This window comes from Microbacterium testaceum (assembly GCF_001476655.1).
GTDB classification, from domain to species: Bacteria; Actinomycetota; Actinomycetes; order Actinomycetales; family Microbacteriaceae; genus Microbacterium; species Microbacterium testaceum_C.
The window spans coordinates 1-6,793 of sequence record NZ_LDRT01000193.1 but is presented as its reverse complement, the minus strand read 5'-3'; the positions used below and the strand labels follow the sequence as shown (position 1 = coordinate 6,793).

Below are 6,793 nucleotides of genomic sequence, written 5' to 3'. Positions count from 1 at the left end.
GCCGACCACCCCACCGCTGGGGAACGGGACGCCCGCCACCGGGGTGTTCGACGTCGGGGTCGGCGTGGTGCCGGCGGCGGTTGGCATCCGTCCCGCCTCGATGTCGTCCGCGGCGGTCAACGCCAGAGCCCGCCAGCCGTCCGGGAGCGGGACGTAGCCCTGCGGCAGCTGGCCGATCGCGCTGCCCGGCTGCTGGCCGGTCGTGGCGACGAACCGGATGAACGAGGCGTAGCTCTGACGGAGCCCGGCGTCGGTGGACTTCGGATTCACGGCGGCGTAGACCGGCATCGTGAGCGGGTAGGCGTCGCGAGCGCTCTGCGCGGCCGGCGAGGCGGGGTCGAGAGCGACCACCTGAGCCTGGCCGGCGGTCGCGGTCATCGCGGCGGCCGCGGCGGCCATGGCATCGGTCGTCGCTCCCACGAACTCCCCCGCCGCGTTCTGCAGCGACGCGGTGACGATCTGGTAGCGGGCAGCGGATGCCGTGTCGGTCACGGCCAGGACCGTCTGGTGTCCGGGCAGGCTCCGGTCTGCTTTCCCGTACTTCGGCGGCGTGGCCTGAGGATCCCACGCCCCGAGCGTGAGCCCGTCGCCGCGCAGGGTGTCGTACGCCCCGGCGTCGAGGTCGTTGACGTACGGACGCCAGGTGACGAGGTTGACCGGGCCCGCCGACGACGTCGCCGCCTGTTCGATCGGGTCGGCCTTCGGGAAGTCCTCGCGCGGGAGGCTCAGGGCAGTCTTCGAGGTGTTCTTGTCCGCGTCGGTGGAGCTCCACGGATTGACGGTCATGCCCCAGTCGTCGGGAGTGCCCGCGAGGAACTGCCGAGCCGACTCGTCGCTCAGGACGTACTGCCAGATGACCCATGCGGCATCCGAGCGTCCCTGCGGCACGAGCGCGTCGGCGAGCGATGCCGCAGCGAGCGACTGATACTTCCACTCGGGGTCGTTGACGGCGAGGAAGTCGGGGTCGCTGACCAGGTTGCGCGGGTTGTATACGCGCTTGTCGCCGTCGAGATGACTGAGGTGGTCGCGGTCGGCGAAGGTCGGAAGCGAGTCCAGGTACGAATTCGTGAGGAGCTTGGCCACGAGTCGAGGGGTGAGCTTGAGCGACGTGAACGGCAGCCCGACCCGCTTCTGGACGTCCTCGGGGACGGTGTCGTCACCCGGTCGCGGGTTGCGGTCGATCGCGAACGAGATCGCCGCTCCGGTGATCGCCACCGGGGCGTATCGCAGGGAATCGGTGCCGAGGCTCGGATCGAGGGCGCGCGAGGTCAGTGCCAGGGGTGCCGGAGTGACGGCGTTCGCCGCGCGCGCGGCGTCGGACTCGGCGCTGGTGATCGCCGAGTACACCGAGCCTCCCTGCTGGTTGCAGAGCGCGGGTTGCCACGACGAGATCGCCCGTCCGATGAGCTCACTGCCGGCGAGCTGGAGCTCGGCGGCGCCGAGGGGGCAGCGCACGCCGAGCGGCTTGAAGTCGAGCTTGACCGCGATGCGGTGCTTCCAGGCATCCCAGAACAGACCCGACTTGGTGATGAACGGGGCCCCGCCGTCCTGGGTGCCGCGCGGCAGGATCACGAGCCAGCAGCTCGAGCCCGACACGCTGCCGTCGGCCGCGGTGACGGGCGAACCGCACCCGAGGCCCTGCGACTGCATGGCCGTCTGCACCTCGAACTTCACCGAGCCGGAGCCGTCGCCGCCCGACCCCGCCCACGACACCATGTTCGTCGTGTACTTGGAGAAGAACTCGTTCGTGTTCATGTCGGCCAGGACGTCCTTGCCCTCGGCGTCCTTGGTGGTCGAGTACTTCCCGTCCACGACGGTGGCGACGGTGCGGCCGTTGGCGCCCCGGAACGGGATGGAGGTGTAGGTCGGGTTCGCGAACCCATCGCCGACGACGGTGTACGCCTTGTCCTCGGCGGCCACCGACGTGTCGCTCTCGCGCACGTCGTCGCGGTGGGAGCCCGGGACACCGTTCAACCCGTACTGGCAGGTCGTCCGGTCGGGCGTGCCGGGGTGCGCCGGGTCGTCGCCCCAGCACTGGAAGACCTGCAGGAAGTCCGCGCCGCCGATCTGCGAGCTCGGCACCGTGGACGGCTTCCCGCCGGTCCACGACACCACGATGCCCTGCGACTCCAGCGCGCGCGTCTGCGACACCGTGACCGAGAGGTCGGGGAACGGGGCGTTCGCGGCGTCCGGGTCCTGATCCTTCGCGCTGACGGTCACCCGCGAGGAGTCGTCCGCCACCGCCGCCGGGGCTCCCGCGAGCAGCGCTCCGGTGCCCCCGGTCAACCCGAAGATCGCCACCCCGACCACGACGCCGACCGTCACCGCGTGCAGTCCCCGGCGCGCGCGTACGACGGCCTCGGAGACAGCCCGGCGACCGGATGCCGATCGCGCACGACGTCCGGAGGGACGGGATGCAGCGCGGCGCTCGCGGGATTCAGACACGGAAGTTCCTTCGGGAAGAGCTGCTCGGGTGAGCGTCGGGACTAGTTGAGGGGTGACGAGTGTCGAGGGGATGAATGCGGCGGTAACGAGGTGTCGCCACCGCGGACTCGACGTGAGAACGTCGGAATTCCAGGCTCAGGGGCGTCGATCGCCGCGCGCGCGACGACCGACCACGGGTGGGATGAGAATGGCGGCGACCACGAGAAGACCCGCGGCGAGCATGATGAACTGCGGGGTGCCCCACCCGTTCTCGGCGAGCGAGAAGGGGGCCGAGACGGCGGCCGCCGAACCTCCCGCCGCGGCGGCGGACACGAGGTTTCCGTTGGCGTCGTACACCGGATCGGCCGACGTCCCGCCCGCGGCCGCGGGTGCTGCGCCGGCGGCAGTGGGGTCGGATGAGGTACCGGCCGTTCCCGCCGCGGCGGCCGAGCTGTTGCTCCCGCCGCTCGCCCCGCCCGATCCGGTCGCGGGAGTCTCCTCCTGCGCTCCGCCGGTTCCTTCGACGCACTGCGTCGCGCCGGCCTTGTCGCACTCGGGCGGCGCCGGCGCGGTGAGGGCGAGCTGGTTGTTCGACGGAGAGTCGCCGGGTTTGAAGGTGGGGTTGTTGCAGCGAGAGAAGTCGATGGCGCCCACCGTGCCCGGGATCCGCTGGAGGACGTCCGATCCCGCCTGGACGAGGTTCATCGGCAAGGGCGAGTACCCCAGGGCCGAGGCCTTCTGCTGACCCTCGCACAGCATGTAGGCGGCGAATTGACTGAGCGTGCGCCCCTTCTCGACCGTGAACACCTTGTTGGTCTCGGTGGGCACGATCATGTACGAGTAGCTCGACATGGGATAGGCGCGCGGGTCGCCGCTGTTGTACACGCCGTCGAGGTTCTGCGTGAGGTCGTCGTTGATCTTCGCCGACATCAGGGCGACCGCCACCGACTGGTAGGTCGGTTCGACGAAGTAGCCGGCCTTGTTGAGCACCTTGACGACGGGGAAGCCCGACTTCATCGCGTACGAGTACTCGACGTACGTGATCGCGCCCTCGCCGTAGTTCTGGCTCACGTAGCCGGCCACGCCGAGCGAGCCGTTCTGCCCCTTGAACGCCGGGGTGACCTGCGGGAACTGCGACCGCATGCCGTAGGTCCAGACGCTCGGGAACTGCGCCTTCATCCAGGCGGTGAACTGCGCGCTCGTCCCCGAGCCGTCGGAGCGATAGACGGGGGTGATCGACACGTCCGGCATGGCGAGGGCCGGGTTGTCGGCCTGGATGGCCGGGTCGTTCCACTTCGCGATCTGCCCCGAGAAGATCTTCGCGATGACCTCACCCGACAGGCGCAGGTTCGTGACCCGCTTGCCGCCGATCTTGAGGTTGTACATCAGCGAGGTGCCGCCCGCGACGATCGGCATGTACGAGTAGCCGCTCGTCGGCTTCTCGGGGGGCGATCCATCTTCCGGCTGGCTCTGGAACGGGATCTCGCTCACGGCGAAGTCGACCGTCTGGTTGATGAAGTCGTTGCGGCCCGCGGAGGATCCGGTGCCGGCGTAGTTGATCGTCATGCCGTAGTTCTCGGCGACGTTCTTGCGCCACTGGTCGAGCGCGTTCTGCGACCAGGTCGAGCCTGAGCCCGAGATGGGGACGTAGCTCTCGGCGGCCTGCGCCGGCGCGGGCACGAGGGCGACGATCGTGACGACCGCGAGCGCGGCCGTCATCCGGCCCAGGCGGTGGCGAAGGTTCACGACGGGTTCTCCTCGGTGGATCGGTGACCGGCGGCGGCAGCGGAACGCCCGCCGAAGAAGGGGAAACGGGAGACCGTGCTGAGACGACGGACCGCGCGCGAATGCTCCGCGGGGTCGGCGCTCATCCGACGCAGATCGCGCGCGGAGGCGGCCAGGGCGGCCCGGCGCTGACGGTCCGAGAGCTGCCCCGGACCACGACCCCCGATGAGACGCGCGACGATGAACAGGGTCAGCACGAGCAGGACGAGGGTCGCCGCCGCGCCGAACCCGCGCGCGATCATGTTCGGCTCGGGCGACTTGACGAAGTCGAAGACCTGCAGCGGCAGCGAGATCATCGGCCCCGAGAACGGGTTGAGGTTCATCTGCGCGGTGACGCCCGAGGTCAGCAGCACCGGAGAGGTCTCGCCGATTCCGCGCGCCGTCCCGAGGATGACCGCGGTCACCAGGCCCGAGCGCGAGGTGGGCAGCACGACGTTCCACACCGTGCTCCACCGGCTCGAGCCCAGCGCGTACGACGCCTCGCGCAGGTTGTTCGGCACGAGGCGCAGCACGACGTCGGACGCGCGGATGATGATGGGCAGCATCATCACGCTGATGGCGACGGATGCCGCGAACCCCGAGCGCTCGTGCGTGATCAGGGTGACGACGAACGCGTAGACGAACAGCCCCGCCACGATCGAGGGCAGTGCCGTCATGGCATCCGAAACCGTCCGGACGAAGCGGGCGAAGGGGCCGCCGATCTCGTTGAGGAACACCGCCGTCATGACACCGAGAGGAATCGTGATGAGCAGGGCGATGCCGATCTGGATGAGTGTGCCCACGATCGCGTGGGCGATGCCGCCCATCGTGAGCGGATCGAGCGGGCCGGCCTTCGCCATCGTCTCGACGAAGAAGTTGCCGTTCGACAGCGCCGACGAGCCGCGGATGAGGGTGAAGAAGAGCACGAAGGTCAGGGCTCCGAGGAGGATGACCCCCGCCGAATAGAACAGGGCGGTGACGATCCGCTCCCGCACCGCGAGGCGGTCGGCGCGCAGCGACGACATCACGGCGTAGATGCCGAGGAATCCGAGGAACGACAGCACCAGCCAACCGATGACCCCCGTCATCGGGGTGAGCCACCCGAACAGGAGGGACGACAGCGCCAGCCCGGCAGCGGCGCTCCCGAGAACGTCGAAGCGATCGCCGAACGGGACGGTGCGCAGGTCACGGCGCTCGCCCACGTGGCCGTCACGCAGCGGGATCGTGGTGCGGATCGGCTCGCGGGGGACGCCTTCGTCGGCCGTCGGGGCCTCGGGGGTGACGATCGCCATCAGTTGCTCTCCGCCCCGGATCGGCTGCGGGCCACGATGGTGGACGCGGTGAAGTTGACGATCAGCGTGATGATGAACAGCACCAGACCCGCGGCCATGAGCGCCGAGAGTCCGAACTGGCTGGCCTCGCCGTAGCGGAGAGCGATGAGGGCCGACACCGAGTTGGTGCCCGTCTTCAGCAGCTGCGTGTTGATCGTGAAGATCGGGGAGATGATCATGACGACGGCGATGGTCTCGCCGAGGGCGCGGCCGAGGCCCAGCATCGTGCCGCCGATGATGCCGCCGCGGCCGAAGGGGAGCACCACCGCGCGGATCATCCCCCAGCGCGTCGACCCGAGGGCGAGCGCCCCCTCGCGCTCGCCCAGGGGCGCCTGCGAGAACGCCTCGCGCATCACCGAGGTCTGCGTGGGCACCACCATGAGCGCCACCACGATGCCGGCGATGAACGCCGACGACGTGAACGCCCCGGCCTCGGTGAGGCGGGCGCCCGTGGCATCCGTGACCTGGAAGACCGGGATCCACCCGAAGTAGGTCGAGATCCACTCGGCGACGGGGATGACGTTCGCCTGCAGGAAGAAGACGCCCCACAGCCCGAACACGACACTCGGCACGGCGGCCATGAGATCGACCATCGTGATGAGGAACGACCGCAGGCGGGGCGGCACGATCTCGCTGATGAGCAGCGCCGTCCCGAGAGCGAGCGGCACCGAGATCGCCATCGCCACGATCGCGATCGTCACGGTGCCGAAGAGCACCGCCGCGACGCCGAAGGTCCCCGTCTCGGGCGACCATTCCTGCGTCGTCAAGAACGAGGGGCCGGCGACGACGAGCGCGTCACCCGCTCGCACGCTGAGGAAGACGCCGACGGCGAGCATGGTCGCGACGGTGAGGATGCCGGCCGAGTACGCCCCGCCGCGGAAGACGCGGTCGGCGACGACCGGCGCGCTCCGGAGCGAGCGCGGCTCCGGCGGGCCTGCGGGGCGCTGCGGCAGCACCTCGGTGGTCAGGTCGGTCATGCGTTCTCCATCGATCGCGCCGGGTCCCCCACGCTCCTGACCGATGGCGACGGAGGCCGTACGGACGGGCGTGTGACCGGCGACGCGCGTCGCTCGTGTACCCACAGCCGGCTCGGGATGACCGGCACGCGTGACGCTATGAGCGGGCCGTGAACGCCGTCGGCCTCGTCCCGCCACACGCCCTGTCTGCCGGGTGAACGCTGCCCGCGCGAAGGTGAACGAGAGACGTCGGTGGGCGCGGACCGCAGCGCGCCGGCCGGTCGGCGCGCACCGGTCGGCGCGCACCGGTCGGCGCGC

At 70.1% G+C, this 6,793-nt stretch carries 4 protein-coding genes; all 4 read right to left on the bottom strand.

Annotation, left to right across the window (positions count from 1 at the left end):
• The coding region (locus NS220_RS18140) for a hypothetical protein (protein ID WP_153004367.1) at positions 1–2,445 on the bottom strand (2,445 nt) is incomplete at its 3' end.
• A 135-nt stretch (positions 2,446–2,580) separates the two neighbouring features.
• On the bottom strand, positions 2,581–4,170 hold the full coding sequence (pstS, locus tag NS220_RS18135) for a phosphate ABC transporter substrate-binding protein PstS (protein ID WP_153004366.1): 1,590 nt from the start codon (positions 4,168–4,170) through the stop codon (positions 2,581–2,583).
• Positions 4,167–5,480 (bottom strand): phosphate ABC transporter permease PstA, encoded by a 1,314-nt coding sequence (pstA, locus tag NS220_RS18130; protein WP_058625377.1) that lies wholly within the window; start codon positions 5,478–5,480, stop codon positions 4,167–4,169. The genes pstS and pstA overlap by 4 nt, the downstream gene beginning before the upstream one ends.
• The gene (pstC, locus tag NS220_RS18125; protein ID WP_081323265.1) at positions 5,480–6,496 is read right to left on the bottom strand and encodes a phosphate ABC transporter permease subunit PstC; all 1,017 of its coding nucleotides are present in this window, start codon (positions 6,494–6,496) and stop codon (positions 5,480–5,482) included. The genes pstA and pstC overlap by 1 nt, the downstream gene beginning before the upstream one ends.
• Positions 6,497–6,793: the final 297 nt, after the last annotated feature.

Bases quoted from the DNA above. Each gene is read 5' to 3' on its own strand.
- pstA (WP_058625377.1), bottom strand. From the start codon at position 5,480: ATGGCGATCGTCACCCCCGAGGCCCCGACGGCCGACGAAGGCGTCCCC.
- pstC (WP_081323265.1), bottom strand. From the start codon at position 6,496: ATGACCGACCTGACCACCGAGGTGCTGCCGCAGCGCCCCGCAGGCCCG.